Origin of the sequence: Fredinandcohnia onubensis, assembly GCF_002734285.1 — a bacterium.
Classification (GTDB): Bacteria; Bacillota; Bacilli; order Bacillales; family Bacillaceae_L; genus Ferdinandcohnia; species Ferdinandcohnia onubensis_A.
The window spans coordinates 113,072-132,646 of the sequence record NZ_NSEA01000014.1 but is presented as its reverse complement, the minus strand read 5'-3'; the positions used below and the strand labels follow the sequence as shown (position 1 = coordinate 132,646).

The following is a 19,575-nucleotide window of genomic DNA, read 5'->3' as shown; positions in this document are numbered from 1 at the left end:
GATGGCACAACCTAATTTAGCATCAGGAAACGAAATAGAACTCCAAGGTTTAAATTCAAAGGCTGACACTTTAACAAAAATAATGATTCGTAAGTTCTTTAAAAATAAACTTGCAGTTATAGGTGCAGTGCTTTTAATTCTTATTATCTTATCAGCAATATTTGCACCTTTATTAACGCCACATGATCCAGACAAACAGGATTTGTTAAAAAGACTAGTAAACCCTAGTAAGGAACATCTACTTGGTACGGATACATTTGGACGCGATCTTTTAACTCGATTATTGTATGGTGGAAGAATTTCATTATTAGTTGGGTTTGCTTCAGTTGCTGGGGCAATTACAATTGGAACAGCACTAGGTGCAATAGCAGGATATTTTGGTGGTATTGTGGATGCAATGATCATGAGATTTGTAGATATCATGCTTTCAATTCCACAAATCTTCTTGCTAATTACACTTGTAACAATATTTAACCCAGGTGTTGATAAGTTAATTCTAATATTTGCACTTACAGGGTGGACCACTACTGCGAGGTTGGTACGTGGTGAATTTTTATCATTACGTAATCGTGAATTTGTACTAGCTTCAAAAACAATTGGAACAAGAAGCTTTACGATTATCTTCAGAGAAATTTTACCTAACGCAATGGGACCAATCATTGTTGCAGCAACATTAAATGTTGGTGGAGTTATTTTAGCTGAGTCTGCTCTTAGTTACCTTGGATTAGGTATTATGCCACCAACACCAAGTTGGGGAAATATGCTTCAAGGTGCACAAAGTATTACAATCATGCTTAATCAGTGGTGGGTACCAACTGCTCCTGGCATTATGATTTTAATTACAGTACTGTGTTTTAACTTTGTGGGTGACGGCTTACGTGACGCCCTTGATCCAAAAATTAATGAGTAAAAAGCCAAGATGCCATCTTGGCTTTTTCTTTTTGAAATATAACTATGCACTATTGTTATTGTCATGTTTTAAGTGCTTGTACCATAGATTGTAATAAGGATCTCGGAACAAGCAGGTGATTGGTTTGATAACCCAATATGACCCAATCGATGTTGTAAGGTATACGGATGGGTAGAGCATTTTTATTTTTAGTTGGATTTGGACTGGCTGTTTGCGGTGGAATAACTACAATTGCATATTTGAATTTAACTACGACAGGATACACCTTTATTGAATTTCTACTATTTATTAGTAAGAGAATCGAGTGTTATTTAATAGTAGTCGGTTTAGCTATGATTTGGATAAGTATTTATTTTCCTTTTGTATCCTCAAAAAGGGATTAATTTTTGCATGTATTTTCTAACAATACATGAATATTTTGGAATAAAACTTTCTCCTTCTGCCTATACTGTTGACAAAACAGCTTTGAAGTGAGGGGTAAAAAATGTTGTTTCTTCATGATATTTGGGTAAATTGGTTTGAAGGTGAAGAAAATGGTTACAACGTTTGCCACTTCCATGAATGGCGCAAGGATGATAGTGTTGAACTGTTAGACCAGGTACCTTTGCTAAAAATTGAGTCTCCATTGTTTAACTACATTGAGAATGATTTAATGGAACTACCACAGCAACTTCTTATGGATGTTTACCAAAAAGCGTATGTTCGTAAAAATCATGAACGAATTCAGCAAGATTATTGCTTCGTTGTGACAGATGGCCAAGGGATTATCGCAATTGACACAATAGGTTATAATATCCCAATTCGAAAAAGTCGATTAATTCCTCGACAGGAACAACTCGTTTATGAGATGGTGAATGGCCATGAAGCGATACCTTATACCTTTGATAGTAAGGATATCATAAAGGATAAGGAACATCACATTTTATCACCATCGCCATTTGAAATGGCAGGTCTAACCCGAAAGGAAAGGCAGTTAAAGCAGCTATTATTTATGGCGTTAGATCAGTTAGCATCAACGAAAAACGTGGCAGAGATAAGGTATTGGTATACGGAGTGGAATCCTTCGAAATACCACGAAATTCAAGAAATGCAATTTGAAGAAGTTTGGCAAAACCTCTATGAAGAAACGAGAAACGGTTGGACAAGCAAACATGTACAACTATGTGAAAACTTGATTAAAGGTCAACCATTTTTTGAAAAACTTTGGGAAATTGAACATGAATCAAAAGTGTAAAAGAAAAAGGATTTGTTCTTAAACAAATCCTTTTTTTCTTTTGACTCAGTTATCGAATAACTTGAAGTTATGGCCGATAACTAATTTTTATGGCCATTAAAAAAATTATATAGCCGATAATCTGTATTTATGGCCAATAAATCGATTTAATGGCCGATAGCTCAAAATTTGAAAAGCTTCTTCATTATTTTCTCTTTCTACCAAGTCCCATGGCGTTTTCCATCTTTTTTACGGTTTTACTTGCAACTCTATTGGCTTTTTCAGCACCAGCATCAAGGATTTCGTCCAATTTTGATGAGTTGAAGATTTCATTGTATCGTTCTTGAATTGGACGAATTTCGCTTAATACAACCTCTGCAAGGTCTGCTTTGAATTCTCCATAACCTTTTCCTTCATATAGTCTTTCGATTTCCTCAATCGTTTTATTGCTGAAATTTGAATAGATCGTAAGCAAATTAGAAATACCAGGTTTGTTTTCTTTATCAAATTTTACAATTCCCTCTGAATCTGTTACAGCACTTTTTATTTTCTTTTCAATTTGCTTTGGGTCATCAAGTAAAGCAATATATGCTTTTGGATTTGGATCAGATTTACTCATTTTCTTAGTTGGATCTTGTAAGGACATAATTCTTGCGCCTTCTTTTGGAATTCTTGCTTCAGGTATTGTAAAGATTTCACGGTATTTTTTGTTGAATCTTTCTGCTAGGTCTCTTGTGAGTTCAATATGTTGCTTTTGGTCTTCACCTACAGGAACAAGGTCTGCATTATAAAGAAGAATGTCTCCAGCCATTAACGGTGGATATGTTAATAAACCAGCCACAACAGCTTCTTTTCCTTGTGACTTATCTTTAAATTGAGTCATTCTTTCGAGTTCACCTATATAAGAAACACATTGTAACATCCAACCTGCTTGAGCATGAGCCGGAACCTCTGACTGAATGAATAAAGTTGCTTTTTCCGGATCAAGTCCAATTGCAAGATAAAGTGCTGCTAAGCTCTTAATGTGCTTTCGTAATTCTTGAGCGTCCTGTGGAACTGTAATCGCATGTTGGTCAACAATACAATAGAAGCAATTATATTCATTTTGCAATTCAATAAATTGTTTCATTGCCCCAATGTAGTTTCCTAATGTTACTGAACCACTTGGTTGAATACCTGAAAAAATAGTTTGCATGTTGTTTCTCTCCTTTAAATGACTGGTATAAAGTTTGAGTAGTATAAGGCAAAATAAAAAACCACCCATCCCTAACAAATTAATGTTAGGGACGAATGGTTTCCGCGTTGCCACCCTAGTTATTTTACCCATAGAGGTAAAATCTCTCGTTTCCTTGTAACGTAAGGAATGCGTCTTAGCCTACTTCAATTTTCAGCAAAGATGCTCAAAGTCCATTCCATATGCTCCACTGTCTGTTCACACCGCCCACAGACTCTCTGAAAGAGGTAATGACCTCTAAATGAATGTCCACATATGTACTACTCTTCTTCATAGCCCGTTATTAATATTATTTTTATTATAATCTTTTCTTCATGAAATGCAAGTATTCTCGCTAAAAACTTAAGGCCCAAATGCGCATAAGATAGTACGTTTTGAAACAACATAAGTAGCGTATATCTTTTGAAACAAAAAAAGGAAATTACATATTGGGAGGTCATTTATTTGAAAAAAATATCGAGGCTATTGAGCATACTTATTGTTAGTATTCTTGTTCTATCAGCCTGTGGCACATTTGATAATGGAGATGAGGAAGGTGGAGGAGCAGAGGGGGAAGGTCCAAAGCAAGAACTACGAATCAATATTAGTTCTGAACCACCAACTTTACACCCAGGTCTGGCAACTGACTCCACTTCAGGTGTAGTTCTCAACCATGCATTTGAAGGTTTAACTCGCATTAATAAAAATGGAGAAGCTGAAGAAGCGATGGCGGAAAAGATCAATGTTTCAGACGATGGAAAAACCTATACTTTTACAATCCGCGATGCTAAATGGTCGAATGGTGATCCTGTTACCGCTCATGATTTTGAATATGCGTGGAAGTGGGTATTAGTCCCTGCAAATCAATCAGACTATGCGTCACAAATATATAATTATATTGACGGCGCAAAGGACGCGTACGATACGCCAGATATCTCAATTGAGAAAATGGAGAATGTGGGCATAAAAGCGATTGACGATAAAACTCTTGAAGTAAAATTAACGAATCCGACAGCTTATTTCTTAGAATTAACAGCTTTTTATACGTATTACCCTGTTAATAGTAAAATTGCGAAGGATAATCAGGACTGGGCAAATCGAGTAGATGAATCTTATGTTTCAAATGGACCTTTTGTCATTACGGATAAATCATCGACCATTACTCTTGAAAAGAACAAAGACTATTGGGATGCAGATTCAGTGAAGCTAGAAAAAATCACAATGGATATGATTAACGATCCGAATACTGAATACCAAAGCTTCAAAAAGGGTGAACTTGATTGGGCTGGTGCACCAACATCATCACTGCCAACAGATGTAATTCCAACCTTAGAAAAAGAAGGTACCTTACAAAAAAGCCCGATTGCGGGCACGTATTGGTTTAAATTTAATATTAATAAAGAGCCGTTCCAAAATGAAAATCTTCGAAAAGCTCTAAGTTATTCTATCAATCGAAAAGCAATAGTTGAAAATGTTACCCAGGGTGGACAAATTCCAGCGATGGCCCTCGTTCCGTCTGCAATAATAAAGGAAAATGAGAAGGGCTATTTTAAGGATAATGATGTGGATGCTGCAAAGGAACATTTACAAAAAGCTTTAGATGAACTTGGGTTATCAGACGTTTCTGAACTTCCTGAGATTGCTTTATCCTATAATACTTCAGAAGGCCATCAAAAGGTTGCCCAAGCCATTCAAGATATGTGGAGAACGGCTTTAGGAATTGAAGTAACTCTAAATAATGCCGAGTGGAACGTGTATCTTGATACTATTGACCAAGGAAATTTCCAAATTGGTCGTGCGGGCTGGTTGGCTGATTTCAATGATCCTGTAAACTTTCTTGAAATCTTTACAGTACCAAAAGGAAATAATGATACAGGCTGGACAAATGAGACATTTAATAATCTTTTAGCACAAGCTGCAAAAGAAACGGATAAAGAAAAGAGACTTGGGCTTTTAAAAGAAGCTGAACAATTGGTGATCGATGAAATGCCAATTGCACCAATCTATTTTTATACAAACAACTGGGTTCAAAATGACAACCTAAAAGGAGTCGTAATTTCTCCATTGGGAGATGTTCAATACAAGTGGGCTTATTTTGAGTAATCGCAAACTAGGAAATCACCAATAAGAACAAAAAAGTAAGGTATATAGTTGGCCTATATACCTTACTTTTTGAAAACCATGTGTGATTGCAATGGGAGGTGTACGAAGTGGCAAAATATATAATTAAGAGATTAATCTATATGATCGTTTCGCTTATCTTGATTGTTACCGCCACATTTTTCTTAATGCAAGCAGCTCCGGGAGGTCCCTTTACAAAAGAGAAGGATGTCCCTCCAGAGATTGAAGCAGCTCTAAATGCCCATTACGGCTTAGATCAGCCATTGTATAAGCAGTATTTCGATTATTTATATGATGTGGCAAGATGGGATTTTGGGCCATCCTTTAAATATAAAGCAATGACCGTTAATGAGATCATCAATAATGGATTCCCGATTTCTCTCTTTTTAGGGATTGAGGCTATTCTAATTGCGATTGCTTTTGGTGTTGTTTTAGGTGTTATTGCAGCTCTTTATCATAACAAATGGCAAGACTATTCAGCGATGATTATTGCGGTGTTTGGTATATCTGTTCCAAGCTTTATTTTAGCTACGGTTTTACAATATATATTCGCAATTAAGCTTGACCTATTTCCAGTTGCGAGATGGGAATCATTTATGCATACCATATTACCTGCAATTGCCTTATCATCCTCACCTATGGCCTTTATAGCCCGTTTAACACGTTCAAGTATGCTTGAGGTACTAAGTAACGATTACATAAAAACGGCTCGAGCAAAAGGATTAACGAAAGGTACAATCACCATGAAGCATACGATACGTAATGCAATGCTGCCTGTTGTTTCATATATGGGGCCATTAACGGCCGGTATCTTAACTGGTAGTTTTGTTATCGAAAAAATCTTTGGAATACCTGGATTAGGGGACGAATTTGTAACGAGTATCACCAATCGCGATTACACCGTGATTATGGGAGTTACTGTCTTTTATAGTATCTTACTCTTAATTTCTGTTCTCCTTGTTGATATTTTGTACGGATTTATTGATCCTCGCATTAAGCTATCTGGTGCGAAGAAAGGAGAGTAACTTATGCAGAATATTCCAAAGGAAATGTTTGCACCAGCAACAATTAACGAGAATGAGGCTGAAAAAATTTCCAAACCTAGTTTATCGTTTTGGAAGGATGTCACCTCTAGGTTCAAAAAAAATAAATTGGCAATAGTAGGTATCGTTCTTTTAGTCCTACTATTATTCATGGCGATTTTTGGGCCAATGATGACTGAATTTGATTATCGAACAACAGACCTTGCCCATGCAAATGAAGCACCATCTAGTGTGCATTGGTTTGGAACAGATGAATTGGGTAGAGATGTTTTCACAAGGACGTGGGAAGGTGCGAGAATCTCTTTATTTATAGGACTAGCAGCTGCAATTATTGACCTTGTGATTGGTGTATTATGGGGTGGCATATCAGGTTATATGGGCGGTAGAGTTGACGAATTCATGATGAGAGTCGCGGACATTTTATACGGCGTCCCATATTTGCTTTTGGTCATTTTACTAATGGTTATTCTCGAACAAGGGTTAGGGACAATGATTCTAGCAATGACGATTACTGGATGGATCAACATGGCAAGAATTGTAAGGGGACAAGTTCTACAATTAAAATATCAGGAATATGTACTTGCCGCACAAACCCTTGGAGCTGATGTTAAAAGAATTATGTTCAAACATTTGATACCTAATTCAATGGGCCCCATTTTGGTAACAATGACGTTAACAATCCCAAATGCAATTTTCACTGAATCTTTTCTAAGTTATCTTGGTTTAGGTGTTCAAGTTCCACTTGCCAGCTGGGGAACGATGGCCTCTGAGGGACTACCTGCATTTGAATATTATCCATGGCGCTTGTTTTTCCCTGCTACCTTAATTTGTATCACAATTTTTGCTTTTAACGTAATTGGAGATGGAATGCGTGACGCATTAGACCCAAGGCTGCGAAAGTAAGGGAGTGAGTAAATGGAAAAGTTATTGGAAGTTAAAGACCTTGAAGTCTCTTTTCAAACCTATGCTGGTGAAGTCAAAGCAGTTCGCGGTGTGAATTTTGATTTGTATAAAGGTGAAACACTTGCGATTGTTGGCGAATCGGGGTCAGGGAAAAGTGTAACCTCACAAACAATCATGAAGCTTATTCCAATGCCACCTGGAAAAATAGGTAATGGTCAAATTCTTTTCGATGGTGAAGACCTTGTTCCAAAAACCAATAAGGAAATGGAGAAGATCCGTGGGAAGGATATCGGAATGATCTTTCAGGACCCAATGACCTCCCTTAATCCAACGATGAAGGTTGGAATGCAGATTATGGAGGTTTTAATTAAGCATCAAAATATGTCTAAGGGAAATGCAAAGGACCGTGCAATTGAGCTTCTTCGCCTTGTTGGAATTCCTAGCCCAGAGAAGAGAGTTAATCAATATCCACATGAATTTAGTGGGGGGATGAGACAACGAGCGATGATTGCCATTGCCTTAGCCTCTAACCCGAAATTATTGATTGCAGACGAACCGACAACAGCATTAGATGTTACGATACAAGCGCAAATCCTAGAATTAATGAAAGACCTCCAAAAAAAAATGGAAACATCCATTATTTTTATCACTCATGATTTAGGTGTCGTTGCCAATGTAGCAGATCGTGTAGCAGTAATGTATGCTGGGAAAATTGTAGAGACTGGTACAGTAGATGAAATTTTCTATAATCCTAAGCATCCTTATACTTGGGGATTATTATCATCAATGCCAAGTTTAGATAGTGATGAAAAAACAGAGCTTATGGCAATTCCAGGTTCACCACCTGATCTTACAAACCCTCCAAAAGGGGATGCATTTGCGCCAAGAAACCGATATGCAATGAAAATTGACTTTGAAAAGGAACCACCCATGTTTAAAGTTTCTGAGACACATTATGCAGCTACTTGGCTTCTACACCCTGATGCTCCTAAAGTGGAACCACCTGAAGCAGTAAAGCGTCGTATGAAAGATTTCTCATCCGCTAAGCTTAGGAAAGGATGATGAATGAAATGGCTGAAAAACAAAAATTGGTAGAAATTAAAAATCTAAAGCAATATTTTAATGTTGGTAAACCAAATATGGTCAAAGCTGTCGATGGGATTACCTTTGATATTTACAAAGGTGAGACACTTGGCCTCGTAGGAGAGTCTGGATGTGGTAAATCTACCACTGGAAGGACGATTATACGATTATACAATGCCACGGGTGGAGAGGTTCTTTTCAATGGAGAGAATGTTCATGGAAGAAAATCGCGTAAGGAATTGAAAAAGTTTAACCGGAAAATGCAAATGATTTTTCAGGATCCGTATGCTTCACTAAATCCTAGAATGACCGTAGCGGATATAATCGCAGAAGGAATCGATATTCATGGACTCGCAAAAAATAATGCTGAACGTATGGAACAGGTTTATTCATTACTTGAAACAGTAGGGCTAAACCGTGAACATGCGAATCGATATCCACATGAATTCTCCGGAGGACAACGTCAACGGATTGGTATTGCGCGTGCCCTTGCAGTAAAACCAGATTTTATTATTGCTGATGAACCTATTTCTGCATTAGATGTTTCCATTCAAGCTCAAGTTGTAAACTTAATGAAAAAGCTTCAAGAAGATAAAGGCTTGACTTACTTATTTATTGCGCATGATTTGTCGATGGTAAAATATATTAGTGACAGAATTGGTGTTATGTATTTCGGGAAAATTGTGGAACTTGCCGATGCCAACGATCTATATGCAAATCCAATTCATCCCTACACAAAATCTTTATTATCTGCAATTCCATTGCCAGACCCGAATTATGAACGCAACCGAAAAAGAATCATATATGACCCGAAAGAACATGGATACTCAGATAATGAAGAAGTCAAACTACGTGAGATACGACCCGGACATCTCGTCGCTTGTTCGGAAAAAGAATATCAAGAATATAAATCGCAATACAGTTAAATGGCCTAATTAATGGGCCATTTTTTTGTTTGAGTAGATTTACCACTAATATCAGTAAGGTTTATAAGAACACTAAAATATATAGACAAAATTGCTCATACAATTGAATAAATACCTTGTTTATTAAGAATTTTGTCTAAATTTGTATTATTTTCTGGAAAATTCATTTAAAATGACTATAGAAGATTGGAAGGAAGGAGGACGCTATTATGAAAAAGATTATATCTTTAATTGGAGTAATGATTATAGTTGTATACGGCACTTTCTTTGTTACTCAAACAAGCTCTGCAGAAAAAGAAAATTTTGCTATGATTTCACATCCAACGAGTAAATTGGTTATGTCTAAAAAGGAATTACCTGAGATGGTTTCGCGTTTTGAATTTAATTCTGGCTTTCAATTTGAATATCCTGATGCCATAAGAGGAATATACGTAACTGCCCATTCAGCGGGTGGTGACCGTTTTTCACAACTTGTCCAGTTAATCGATGGTACGGATCTTAATGCCATGGTTATTGATGTAAAGGACGACTTTGGATATCTAACCTACGTACCACCAAAAGGCTCAAATCATCAGAAAATTAGTAAGGATTATATTAAAGACCCAACAGCAATGCTTAAAAAACTTGAAGAAAAGCAGATTTATCCAATTGCGCGGGTTGTTGTATTTAAGGACTCTGTATTAGCGCAACAACGCCCAGAATTATCGTTTAAAGACGGGGACAAAGTATGGAAGAACGGACGTGGAGAAGCTTTTGTTAATCCATTTTTAAAAGAAGTTTGGGACCATAATATAGGAATTGCAATTGAAGCAGCAAAGCTTGGATTTCAAGAGATTCAATTTGATTATGTTCGCTTTCCAGAAGGGTTTGAAAGACGGGACAGTTCATTAACCTATAGTATGGGTGAGTATGAAAAAGTGGATCTTGACAACGTCCAAAAAAGAGTCGCAGCTGTGACGGATTTTGTGGCATATGCAAAAGAAAAATTAGAGCCTTATAACGTGAAGGTTTCTGTTGATATTTTCGGATATACCGCAACATTACCTGAAGCACCAGGTATTGGTCAAAATTTTTCGAAGATATCAGAGCATGTTGATGTCATTTCATCTATGATTTACCCGAGTCATTGGACGTCTTATTTTGGAATTCCGCGTCCAGACTTAGAGCCGTATCGATTGGTATCTGAATATGCAAAGGTTGAAAATCATAAGCTAAACCAAATTGAAAATAGACCTCTTTCAAGACCTTGGCTCCAAGACTTTACAGCAAGCTGGCTTGGAAAAGGCAATTATACGGTTTATGGAAAAGATGAAATTGAAGCCCAAATAAAAGGATTGCAAGACCAAGGCATTCATGAATTTCTACTATGGAACGCTGGGAATAGCTATACAAAAGGTGTAGATTATACACCATAAAAAAGCTGGCACAACTCACTGTGCCAGCTTATCTTATTTATTTTTTCCGTCCACCAACGTTTTTCCAACCAGCTTTTACATTTAAATCACGGGTTACAATATCCGAACTGGATTTACCTCCAAAAACTTTTTCCCCAACGCCATTTGCGATAACACCCATCAAAGCAGTAATACCAATGACTAAAATAGCAATTAGACCTAAATCCATTATGTAGCTTGCCATGAATATCCCCCTTAATGAAAACGCTTCTTTACTTCTATTCTATTCCAAGTTTAGTTTTAAAGAAAGAGGGAATATCTAAATTTAGAAACAAAACTAAAACATTGCATACACTAAGGATGTCCTATCAAAGTACAAGGAGCAGATGTATGAACTGGTATGAGAAACTAAATCAGTATTTTCCCATTGAAGAAATGAAATCAAAAGAGCATATGGAAACACTCTTGAAAGAAAAAGGGGATATTTATCATAAAGATGAAGGACCATATCATGTCCTCATGTATGTTGAACTTGACCATTTTATTTTTATCGACTATCTCTTCGTTTCAAAAGAATCCCGTGGACAAGGGCTTGGCCATAAACTTCTTGAAAAATTAAAGAAAAAAGGAAAACCCATTATTCTTGAGGTCGAACCCGTCAATTATGAAGACTCGGATACTGAAAAAAGGTTAAAGTTCTATAGGAGAGAAGGTTTTGAACACGCAACTTCTATTGGTTATGAACGTAAATCGTTAGCAACAAATGAGCTTAATCAAATGGAAATTCTATACTGGTCTCCTACGAACGAGTCGGAAGAACTCATTTACAAAGCGATGCGGGAAACTTACGATGAGATTCACAAGTACAAAGATAAAGAATTTTACGGGGATTCCTACCAAGATGTCAATGAAGTATTATCATTTAACAATAAGAATGATAATCGTGATATCCTGCGAGATGTGTAAATTTAAAAGCAATAGGAGTTGTCTTTCCTATTGCTTTTCTTATACAACCGCACGAGAATCAGCATATTAATCAATCTAAAGTTTTCTTCAAAATTGTCTATCTTTCTCAGAAAATTTAAGGTATAATAATTAAAGAAATTACTTAATTAAATTAATTTTAATTTAGCATAAACTTCCATGACCACTCATGCTGATTGTTAAGTAATAATCTACTTTTTAAGGGAGTGATAAGTTAATGGTTACTCTTTATACTTCTCCAAGCTGTACTTCATGCCGTAAAGCGAAGTCATGGTTAGAGGAAAATCAAATTCCATATCAAGAAAGAAACATTATTTCTGATTCTCTTTCAATCGAAGAGATTAAAGAAATTTTACGTATGACGGAAGATGGAACAGATGAGATTATCTCAACTCGTTCTAAAGTATTCCAAAAATTAAATGTAAATCTGGAGACCATGCCTCTTCAAGATTTATACAAATTAATTCAAGAAAACCCTGGACTTCTTCGCCGACCAATTATCATCGATGAGAAGAGACTTCAGGTTGGATACAATGAGGACGAAATTCGTAGATTTTTACCAAGAAAAGTTCGTACCTTCCAATTAAAAGAAGCACAACGCTTAGTAAACTAACAACAAGAAACTTCTACTGTTCATCTGTAGAAGTTTTTTTATTTATTAGGACATATTTCTCGTTTTCTTTTGTATTTCGTATTATAATGGTACGTAAAACAGTAACTTCCCGAAAAAAACTTAACCGCATTCATGATAAATTTGGGTGAAAAACGGGCAAAATCACTGTTTTTAACAAATTACTCTTTTTTATTTCCATTCTCATATCTTTTAACATAAAATAAAGTACAAGATATAGACTTTTTTCTTTAAGATAGGTTATTCTGCTACCATTATGGGAAAAGTGAATAAAAGAGCATCTGGCTCGGGGGTATAACGTCCCTTCAAAATCTGAGCAAGAAGGGAGAGGTTCTGTAATGGAAATCGAAAGAATCAATGAACATACAGTAAAATTCTATATTTCATATAATGACATAGAGCAACGCGGATTTGAACGTGAAGAAATATGGTATAACCGGGAACGAAGCGAAGAGCTCTTCTGGGAAATGATGGATGAAATTCATCAAGAAGAAGAATTCACGATTGATGGTCCACTATGGATCCAAGTCCAGGCGTTAGAAAAAGGGCTAGAGGTACTTGTAACACGCGCACAGCTATCTAAAGATGGGAATAAATATGAACTTCCAGTTGGTGACGATAAGATTCCAGTAGATGAAAAGATTGAATCTTTACTTGATCAGCAATTTCATTCTAAGTATGAAGAAAATGATTTTATTGAGGAATTTGAGGAAGAAAACTTCCAATTTCTAATTCGATTTAATGATTTTGAAGATGTTATTTCTCTTGCACACCGGATCCAACTAGATGGATTGAACAATTCCTTGTACTCTTTTGAAAATAAGTACTACTTATTTATTGATTTTAACGAGGAACTCTACACTGAGGATGAACTGGAAAATATGCTCAGCATAGTCTTAGAGTATGGGAATGAGTCATCGATGTCTATTCATAGAATTGAAGAGTATGGTAAAAAGATAATTAATGAGAATGCATTAACTGAGATGGTTAAATACTTCTCACTATAAATAAAAGTCGATTTCATTTTTTTGGAATCGGCTTTTTCATGTTGAAAAAATTCGAAATTTTATAATTGTACATGCACGGGTATCTATGCTATTTTTAAGGAGCAGTAAATTAAGAGTAAGGAGATGACATGAGTGTTTGTTGCATTACGTGAAAATGGAGAATATATTTCTTTAGCGGAAAAATGGAAGCGCTCTGATTTACTTGAACTTCGTAGCAATGAAAGCTTTCTTTGTCCTGCATGTCAAAGTAAGGTTCAGCTAAAAGCAGGTATGAAGAAAACACATCATTTTGCACATTTAAAAGGAGCAGAATGCAGTATTAAAACTGAGCCAGAGTCTGAGTACCATCTCGAAGGTAAACGGCAGCTCTATCGTTGGTTTCAAGCACAAGGCTATAAAGTCCAGTTAGAGCCATTTTTAGCTGAAATTTCACAACGCCCTGACCTATTAGTGACCACAGAAGACAAACGGTACGCAATCGAGTACCAATGCTCCCAAATTGATTACCCCCTATTTAAAAAAAGATCAGACTCTTATAAGAAAAAAGGCATCGTACCTATTTGGATTTTAGGTGCAAAATGGTTTAAACGACAGTCCACCTACTCAGTTCGACTTTCACCATTTCAATGGCTTTTTGCAACCTCTTTTAATCAACCATTCCAGCCTAGCATTCTCTATTACTGCCCAGATACCTCTACATTTGTAAAACTAGCCAACCTTCAACCTTTTACAACTAGTGAAACCTTCTGTGCCATTCAATTCCATAAAGAAAATGTGCATTCCTTTCCAAAGCTGCTCGTACCTAACCAACCTATGTTTAACTTACAATGTTTGTGGGTAAGAAAAAAAAATAAATGGAGAGCAAGCTACTCCGTTTATTCATCTAATCAAATTGCATCATTTTTATATTCCCTCTACCAAAACCGTATACCGCCAGCCCATTTGCCAGCTGAAGCTGGTTTGTCTGTCCGCTCTGCCTATTGGTTCCATACACCATCAATGATATGGCAAATGTGGATGTTGTTAGATTTATTGCTTCCACTACGAGTAGGGGATACTTTCTTTTTTTCAAAGGTCATGGAGGTGATATCTAAGCGAATTGCATCAAAACATATTACAATCAGACAACTGCCGTTGATTTTTCATACTCAATATTCGCTTGCTGTTGAGGAATACCTGCATTTGCTTGTGAAAGCTGGGACACTAAAAAAACTTACACAGACAAAATATCAAAAAACGAGTGAATTTCAAATACCGGTTAATTTGGAGGAAGCTTATAATATGGATGTAGCCCTTTCCAAAAGGTTGGAAAGTGTTGGGAAGAATGAAGAAGTTGGAATGGTAAAACCTAATATTGGTGGAGGACTGAATTCAAAAAACTTAAACTTTTTCTTATAAAAAAGGAGATAGTCAATAGGATATCGAATACATTTTAAAGAGTAGGAAATAGGAGGTTTATAAAATGGCTGAACAATCAACTGTAAAGAAGCTCCCGAATCGTAATGAGATTGCTGAGCAGGATACTTGGAGATTAGAAGATATTTTTGCATCAGATGTAGATTGGGAAAAAGAATTTCAAGAAATAAAAGAGATGATCCCTGGAATTGAAGCATACCAAGGAAAACTCGGGGAATCTGCGGATCAGCTATATGAAGCGTTAACTTATCAAGATGCAATTTCCTTACGAATAGGAAAACTTTATACATATGCACATATGCGTAATGACCAAGATACATCTAATTCGTTTTATCAGGGTTTATATGATCGTGCAACTAATTTGTATACACAGGTAGGAAGTGCGCTCGCATTTATCGTTCCTGAAATTCTATCAGTCGATGAAGATAAAATTAAATCTTTTTTAGCTGAAAAAGAAGAGCTGAAGGTATACGAGCATGCATTAAACGATATTAATCGTGAACGACCACATGTTTTATCCGCAAAAGAAGAAGCCTTGCTTGCACAAGCTTATGAAGTAATGGACTCTTCAAGCAACACATTTGGAATGCTAAATAATGCTGACCTAACGTTCCCGACTATTAAAGATGAGAACGGTGAAGAGGTAGAGATTACACATGGTCGATATATTCGATTCCTTGAAAGCTCTGACCCACGTGTAAGAGAAGAAGCTTTTAAAGCGGTTTATGACACGTACGGAAAGTTTAAAAATACCTTTGGTAGCACATTAAGTGGTACTGTAAAGAAGGATAATTTTAATGCACGTATTCGTAATTATAGATCAGCTCGCGAGGCAGCTCTAAGTAGCAATAATATTCCAGAAACGGTATATGATAATCTAGTAAATACAATTAATGAAAATCTGCCTCTTTTACATCGTTACGTGGACTTACGTAAAAAAGCATTAGGTGTAGATGAGTTGCATATGTATGACCTCTACACTCCATTAGTTAAAGATGTGAAAATGGAAGTTTCTTATAAGGAAGCAAAGGATTATATCCTTAAGGGGCTCGCTCCATTAGGTGAGGATTATATTAATGTTCTAAAAGAAGGCTTCGATAATCGATGGGTTGATGTTCAAGAAAACAAAGGAAAGCGAAGCGGAGCGTATTCATCAGGTGCATATGGTACAAATCCATATATCCTCATGAACTGGCAGGATAATGTGAATAATCTGTTTACGCTAGCTCATGAATTTGGTCACTCTGTACACAGTTACTACACAAGAAACAATCAACCATACACATATGGAAATTATTCGATCTTTGTAGCAGAGGTTGCGTCTACTTGTAATGAGGCACTGTTAGGAGATTACTTATTAAAAACGATCGATGATGACCAAAAGAGATTATATCTTTTAAATCATCAGCTTGAAGGCTTTAGAGGAACTGTATTCCGTCAGACGATGTTTGCAGAATTTGAACATATGATTCATATGAAAGCCCAAGAAGGGGTAGCATTAACACCAGATCTGTTTACTGAAATGTATTATGAGTTAAATAAGAAATACTTTGGTACAAATATTGTGGTAGATGAGGAAATCGGCTTAGAGTGGTCTCGAATTCCGCATTTCTACTATAATTATTACGTATACCAGTATGCAACAGGATATAGCGCTGCAACTGCTTTAAGTAAGCAAATTTTAGAAGAGGGCAGCCCTGCTGTTGAACGATATATTAACAATTTCCTAAAAGCGGGAAGCTCCAATTATCCAATCGAGGTACTTAAAAGTGCAGGCGTGGACATGAATTCAGCAGATCCGATTAAAGAAGCATGTAAAGTATTCGAAGCAACGCTAACTGAAATGGAAAAATTATTAGAGAAGCGATAAGAAATGCACAAGGCGCCCGTTTATCGGCGACAAGCATAAGACAAGCGCTGACAGAAGGTGCATTTTACCTTCCGAAGCGATTGACTTATGACCTCGAGCCGATGGCGCCTGGAGCTAGACAATAAAAAGAGGAGGGTATCCATTTGGATGCCCTCTTATTAATGAAAACCCCTAAATCGATTTCGGTGATTATAAATAACAAGTGTCACGAGTAATGAAAGAAATAAAAGAGGGGTTGTAATGTAAAGGGGAATTAATTTCATCAATCCTAATATGTTTAATCCAAAGGTGAGGATGATCATAACCACCCCGATTATCAGCCCGATTTTCCTCATAGTTACGTCCTCCTTACAAGTGAATGTAAGTATCTATTTTAATATCTATGTCCAAGCAAGCGTTTTAAGAATAGGGAATTTGACAACTTTGTGAAAAAATGTACAAATAGTTGAAAATGGTTATCAATCTTGCTATTATGTATTCAAGAAGTAATCACACAAACAACACCCCTTTGTTTGAAGTGAGATTTCTCCCATCCCCTTTATTGAAATAGAAAAAAGACTTGGTCAAATGACCAAGTCTTTTTTATTAGTCTATATATCTCCAGAAGGTTCCGTATTTAACAGGAACTTGCTCTACTTTTTGCTTTAGTATAAGCTTTTTCATTTCCCGTTCAACCTCTGGTATAGGCAAGTCGTATAAAACTGAAATTTCTTTTGAAGCAACAAATTTAAAGTATTTTAAGAATTCTTCCAATGGAGGTGCCGGAGTTGGTTCGATTTTTTCACCAAGCATATCGTAAATGATATGGACGTACATATCATATGGATAACAGCCAGTAATTTTCAAACCTTCTTCCTCAATGTTTTCATTAAAGAAAACGAGAGTAGGGATTTCATCGACTTCCATTTCAGATGTAATCTTTAAGTCACATTGGAATGCTTTGGCTGCACTTGATGAATGTAGGTCGTTCATAAATTCATTTACATCAAGTCCGACTTCATCTGCGCAAGACATTAATACATCTATATCAGAAATATCACGTTTTTCAAGGAAGAGATTTTCCTGGAGTTTTCGTAAAAAACGTATTCCAGCTCTTTTACCTTGCAGCTCAGCCGCTTTAATCGCAATCGATACAGAATGCGGAGCTGAAATGGGGTTTTCAAGCCATAAACTACCATCACAAGACATTCCTGACCTGCTAGCAGTGCGCTCCCATACCTGAGCCATATCTGCAGGTTTATTCTTCTTTTGTATATTTAAGGAAGCAAGGCGGCCACTTAAAATATGGCGAATTGTAAAATACTTTCCATATTCAATTGTTAGCTTTTTTAAAATGGGCTCTAGTGCCCAACAATCAGGACACAATGGATCAATAAACATATAGATTTCTAACGGACGGTTGCTAGATGTTTGATTGAAGCCCATATTTTCAGAATGTTTCAAGACCTTACCCCTTTCTACTCGTAAGGAGTTTCTATCATATGTTGAGTGTACTAATATTTTATCAATGGATGAGATTTAACTCAAATAAAGCGCACTTTTGATCGATTGAAATTTATGGAATTAGTGTTAAATCGCTTATAAAAGAAAAGTTCTCCTGTTTTAGACCAGGAGAACTTTGTTACCCGATATAGGTTTCTGTTACTTTTCTAACATAGTTTTGTGTTTCTTTGAAAGGTGGAATTCCACCATATTTATCGACATTACCTGGTCCTGCATTATAGGCGGCAAGGGCAAGTGAAACATTTCCATTGTAACGGTCAAGCATACTTCGAAGGTATTTTGTGCCCCCTTCAATACTTTGCGCAGGATCAGTTAGGTTGGTTACACCTAATCCTCTCGCTGTTGCAGGCATCAATTGCATGAGGCCAGTAGCTCCTGCATGGCTTTTCGCATTTGGATTAAAATTAGACTCATGCTTGATTACAGAACTGATTAACCGGGCATCCACATTGTATTTTTGTGCAGCATTCTGAATCATTTCATCAAAAGTGTTCGGAACTGACATAGGCGCAAAGCCCGAAATTGTAAGTGGCAGATAATGATTATTGATATTTAAAGATGAAGGATTAACCTTCGAACGTATAGTTTCAGTTGTTGAACTAGAAGCATTAGACATAAGCTGTAACAGCATGTCCTTAAATAAGGAACCATCATTACTTGTTGTCGGTGTATCGGATGACGAAACGTTACGCAAAGCCTGGAGCTCCATCAATACTTTAAAATCTATTTTCAAGTGAGTTCCTCTCCTAGTAGAGTTTGTTTTTTTCGATTATAAAACCTAAGAATTTTATTGTCTGTTTTCCGAATAGGTATGTTGTATTGTTGTAGTAACTCAGAAAATATTACTTTTCCGCTAACTTCATCAGTTACTTCATATTCTACCTCGAAATCAGTTTGGTTTAAATAGTAACTCTTATCCAGTACTAGTAAGCCATTTTTATATTCAACTTCTGCTCGTTTCGTTTTTAGTGAGCCAAAGAAACGAACATCCGAGGTTTTAATGGATAACCCTTTTAGAATTGATACAACTTCACCTTCAATGATGTTTCCACCATTAAGCATTTGCTCGGCTTCTTCCTTACTTAGTACCTGATGAGTCTCAAGTAAACCGCGTTCAACGGGCTGTTTTAATGTAAGCGTATATATCCCATTCTTTTCACGAATACGGAGGGCAGCCCCCACTCCCTTTAAAGAAAAATCAGGTGTATCAAAATAAAAATTTTCTTGAATTACTTTTTTGTCCTCACTAATTGAGAACGCAGACAGCAATTGTCGGTATTCATCTTCCTCTAGAATATTTTTAAACTCAATTTCAAGCTCTTGTGACATAATTTCAACCTGTCCTTTGTTTTAGTTTT

General features: G+C 36.4%; 19 protein-coding genes and 1 other annotated feature. Of the genes, 13 read left to right on the top strand and 6 right to left on the bottom strand.

Annotation, left to right across the window (positions count from 1 at the left end; all coding sequences use genetic code 11):
- The first annotated feature begins 1 nt into the window (after window position 1).
- Both opp4C and CKJ95_RS14760 read left to right on the top strand, forming a co-directional pair.
- Entirely contained in the window at window positions 2-910 is a 909-nt protein-coding gene (gene opp4C, locus CKJ95_RS14770) for an oligopeptide ABC transporter permease (protein ID WP_099354208.1), read from the top strand.
- 484 nt (window positions 911-1,394) lie between these two features.
- On the top strand, window positions 1,395-2,144 hold the full coding sequence (locus CKJ95_RS14760; RefSeq protein ID WP_099354206.1) for a YjbA family protein: 750 nt from the start codon (window positions 1,395-1,397) through the stop codon (window positions 2,142-2,144).
- A gap of 184 nt (window positions 2,145-2,328) precedes the next feature.
- Here the strand turns inward: CKJ95_RS14760 and trpS are convergent, their stop codons facing one another.
- Entirely contained in the window at window positions 2,329-3,318 is a 990-nt protein-coding gene (trpS, locus tag CKJ95_RS14755) for a tryptophan--tRNA ligase (RefSeq protein WP_099354205.1), read from the bottom strand.
- Between the two features lie 84 nt (window positions 3,319-3,402).
- Window positions 3,403-3,640: a binding site (T-box leader), on the bottom strand.
- Between the two features lie 161 nt (window positions 3,641-3,801).
- Here trpS and CKJ95_RS14750 point away from each other — a divergent pair.
- The 6 genes from CKJ95_RS14750 (at window position 3,802) to CKJ95_RS14725 (ending at window position 10,827) form a co-directional block, all read left to right on the top strand.
- Entirely contained in the window at window positions 3,802-5,439 is a 1,638-nt protein-coding gene (locus tag CKJ95_RS14750) for a peptide ABC transporter substrate-binding protein (RefSeq protein WP_099354204.1), read from the top strand.
- Between the two features lie 107 nt (window positions 5,440-5,546).
- Window positions 5,547-6,482 (top strand): ABC transporter permease, encoded by a 936-nt coding sequence (locus CKJ95_RS14745; protein ID WP_099354203.1) that lies wholly within the window; start codon window positions 5,547-5,549, stop codon window positions 6,480-6,482.
- A 3-nt stretch (window positions 6,483-6,485) separates the two neighbouring features.
- Entirely contained in the window at window positions 6,486-7,403 is a 918-nt protein-coding gene (locus tag CKJ95_RS14740) for an ABC transporter permease (protein WP_099354202.1), read from the top strand.
- 12 nt (window positions 7,404-7,415) lie between these two features.
- Complete coding sequence (locus CKJ95_RS14735; RefSeq protein WP_099354201.1) at window positions 7,416-8,465, top strand: ABC transporter ATP-binding protein; 1,050 nt, start codon at window positions 7,416-7,418, stop codon at window positions 8,463-8,465.
- Window positions 8,466-8,473: 8 nt separating this feature from the next.
- Entirely contained in the window at window positions 8,474-9,412 is a 939-nt protein-coding gene (locus CKJ95_RS14730; RefSeq protein ID WP_099354310.1) for an ABC transporter ATP-binding protein, read from the top strand.
- Between the two features lie 209 nt (window positions 9,413-9,621).
- Window positions 9,622-10,827 (top strand): putative glycoside hydrolase, encoded by a 1,206-nt coding sequence (locus CKJ95_RS14725; RefSeq protein ID WP_099354200.1) that lies wholly within the window; start codon window positions 9,622-9,624, stop codon window positions 10,825-10,827.
- Window positions 10,828-10,864: 37 nt separating this feature from the next.
- Here CKJ95_RS14725 and CKJ95_RS14720 read toward each other — a convergent pair whose 3' ends face one another.
- Window positions 10,865-11,050: a hypothetical protein gene (locus CKJ95_RS14720; RefSeq protein ID WP_099354199.1), complete on the bottom strand. Its 186-nt coding sequence runs from the start codon at window positions 11,048-11,050 to the stop codon at window positions 10,865-10,867.
- A gap of 146 nt (window positions 11,051-11,196) precedes the next feature.
- Here CKJ95_RS14720 and CKJ95_RS14715 point away from each other — a divergent pair, with 146 nt between their 5' ends.
- The 5 genes from CKJ95_RS14715 (at window position 11,197) to pepF (ending at window position 16,714) form a co-directional block, all read left to right on the top strand.
- The gene (locus tag CKJ95_RS14715; RefSeq protein ID WP_099354198.1) at window positions 11,197-11,772 is read left to right on the top strand and encodes a GNAT family N-acetyltransferase; all 576 of its coding nucleotides are present in this window, start codon (window positions 11,197-11,199) and stop codon (window positions 11,770-11,772) included.
- A gap of 235 nt (window positions 11,773-12,007) precedes the next feature.
- Entirely contained in the window at window positions 12,008-12,403 is a 396-nt protein-coding gene (gene spxA, locus CKJ95_RS14710) for a transcriptional regulator SpxA (RefSeq protein WP_099354197.1), read from the top strand.
- 356 nt (window positions 12,404-12,759) lie between these two features.
- Entirely contained in the window at window positions 12,760-13,428 is a 669-nt protein-coding gene (gene mecA / locus CKJ95_RS14705; protein ID WP_099354196.1) for an adaptor protein MecA, read from the top strand.
- Between the two features lie 132 nt (window positions 13,429-13,560).
- Window positions 13,561-14,826, top strand: coding sequence for a competence protein CoiA (locus CKJ95_RS14700; RefSeq protein WP_099354195.1), 1,266 nt, complete (start codon window positions 13,561-13,563; stop codon window positions 14,824-14,826).
- A 64-nt stretch (window positions 14,827-14,890) separates the two neighbouring features.
- On the top strand, window positions 14,891-16,714 hold the full coding sequence (pepF, locus tag CKJ95_RS14695; protein ID WP_099354194.1) for an oligoendopeptidase F: 1,824 nt from the start codon (window positions 14,891-14,893) through the stop codon (window positions 16,712-16,714).
- A 158-nt stretch (window positions 16,715-16,872) separates the two neighbouring features.
- On the opposite strand, the gene CKJ95_RS23845 is transcribed toward pepF, so the two are convergent.
- The 4 genes from CKJ95_RS23845 to CKJ95_RS14680 form a co-directional block, all read right to left on the bottom strand.
- On the bottom strand, window positions 16,873-17,049 hold the full coding sequence (locus CKJ95_RS23845; protein ID WP_245864076.1) for a hypothetical protein: 177 nt from the start codon (window positions 17,047-17,049) through the stop codon (window positions 16,873-16,875).
- A gap of 250 nt (window positions 17,050-17,299) precedes the next feature.
- Window positions 17,300-18,139 carry a ClpXP adapter SpxH family protein gene (locus CKJ95_RS14690; protein WP_180271538.1) on the bottom strand — a complete coding sequence of 280 codons (840 nt, stop codon included), beginning with the start codon at window positions 18,137-18,139 and terminating at the stop codon, window positions 17,300-17,302.
- A gap of 196 nt (window positions 18,140-18,335) precedes the next feature.
- Complete coding sequence (locus CKJ95_RS14685) at window positions 18,336-18,950, bottom strand: lytic transglycosylase domain-containing protein (RefSeq protein WP_099354192.1); 615 nt, start codon at window positions 18,948-18,950, stop codon at window positions 18,336-18,338.
- On the bottom strand, window positions 18,947-19,546 hold the full coding sequence (locus CKJ95_RS14680) for a CYTH domain-containing protein (protein ID WP_099354191.1): 600 nt from the start codon (window positions 19,544-19,546) through the stop codon (window positions 18,947-18,949). Before CKJ95_RS14680 ends, CKJ95_RS14685 begins: the two co-directional genes overlap by 4 nt.
- Between the last annotated feature and the right edge of the window lie 29 nt (window positions 19,547-19,575).

Excerpts from the sequence above, each read along its gene's own strand:
- CKJ95_RS14715 (WP_099354198.1), top strand. The coding sequence starts at position 11,197 with ATGAACTGGTATGAGAAACTAAATCAGTATTTTCCCATTGAAGAAATG.
- pepF (WP_099354194.1), top strand. The coding sequence starts at position 14,891 with ATGGCTGAACAATCAACTGTAAAGAAGCTCCCGAATCGTAATGAGATT.
- CKJ95_RS23845 (WP_245864076.1), bottom strand. The coding sequence starts at position 17,049 with ATGAGGAAAATCGGGCTGATAATCGGGGTGGTTATGATCATCCTCACC.
- CKJ95_RS14720 (WP_099354199.1), bottom strand. The coding sequence starts at position 11,050 with ATGGCAAGCTACATAATGGATTTAGGTCTAATTGCTATTTTAGTCATT.
- spxA (WP_099354197.1), top strand. The coding sequence starts at position 12,008 with ATGGTTACTCTTTATACTTCTCCAAGCTGTACTTCATGCCGTAAAGCG.
- CKJ95_RS14725 (WP_099354200.1), top strand. The coding sequence starts at position 9,622 with ATGAAAAAGATTATATCTTTAATTGGAGTAATGATTATAGTTGTATAC.
- CKJ95_RS14740 (WP_099354202.1), top strand. The coding sequence starts at position 6,486 with ATGCAGAATATTCCAAAGGAAATGTTTGCACCAGCAACAATTAACGAG.
- trpS (WP_099354205.1), bottom strand. The coding sequence starts at position 3,318 with ATGCAAACTATTTTTTCAGGTATTCAACCAAGTGGTTCAGTAACATTA.
- CKJ95_RS14730 (WP_099354310.1), top strand. The coding sequence starts at position 8,474 with ATGGCTGAAAAACAAAAATTGGTAGAAATTAAAAATCTAAAGCAATAT.
- CKJ95_RS14690 (WP_180271538.1), bottom strand. The coding sequence starts at position 18,139 with ATGGGCTTCAATCAAACATCTAGCAACCGTCCGTTAGAAATCTATATG.
- mecA (WP_099354196.1), top strand. The coding sequence starts at position 12,760 with ATGGAAATCGAAAGAATCAATGAACATACAGTAAAATTCTATATTTCA.
- CKJ95_RS14760 (WP_099354206.1), top strand. The coding sequence starts at position 1,395 with ATGTTGTTTCTTCATGATATTTGGGTAAATTGGTTTGAAGGTGAAGAA.
- opp4C (WP_099354208.1), top strand. The coding sequence starts at position 2 with ATGGCACAACCTAATTTAGCATCAGGAAACGAAATAGAACTCCAAGGT.
- CKJ95_RS14680 (WP_099354191.1), bottom strand. The coding sequence starts at position 19,546 with ATGTCACAAGAGCTTGAAATTGAGTTTAAAAATATTCTAGAGGAAGAT.
- CKJ95_RS14735 (WP_099354201.1), top strand. The coding sequence starts at position 7,416 with ATGGAAAAGTTATTGGAAGTTAAAGACCTTGAAGTCTCTTTTCAAACC.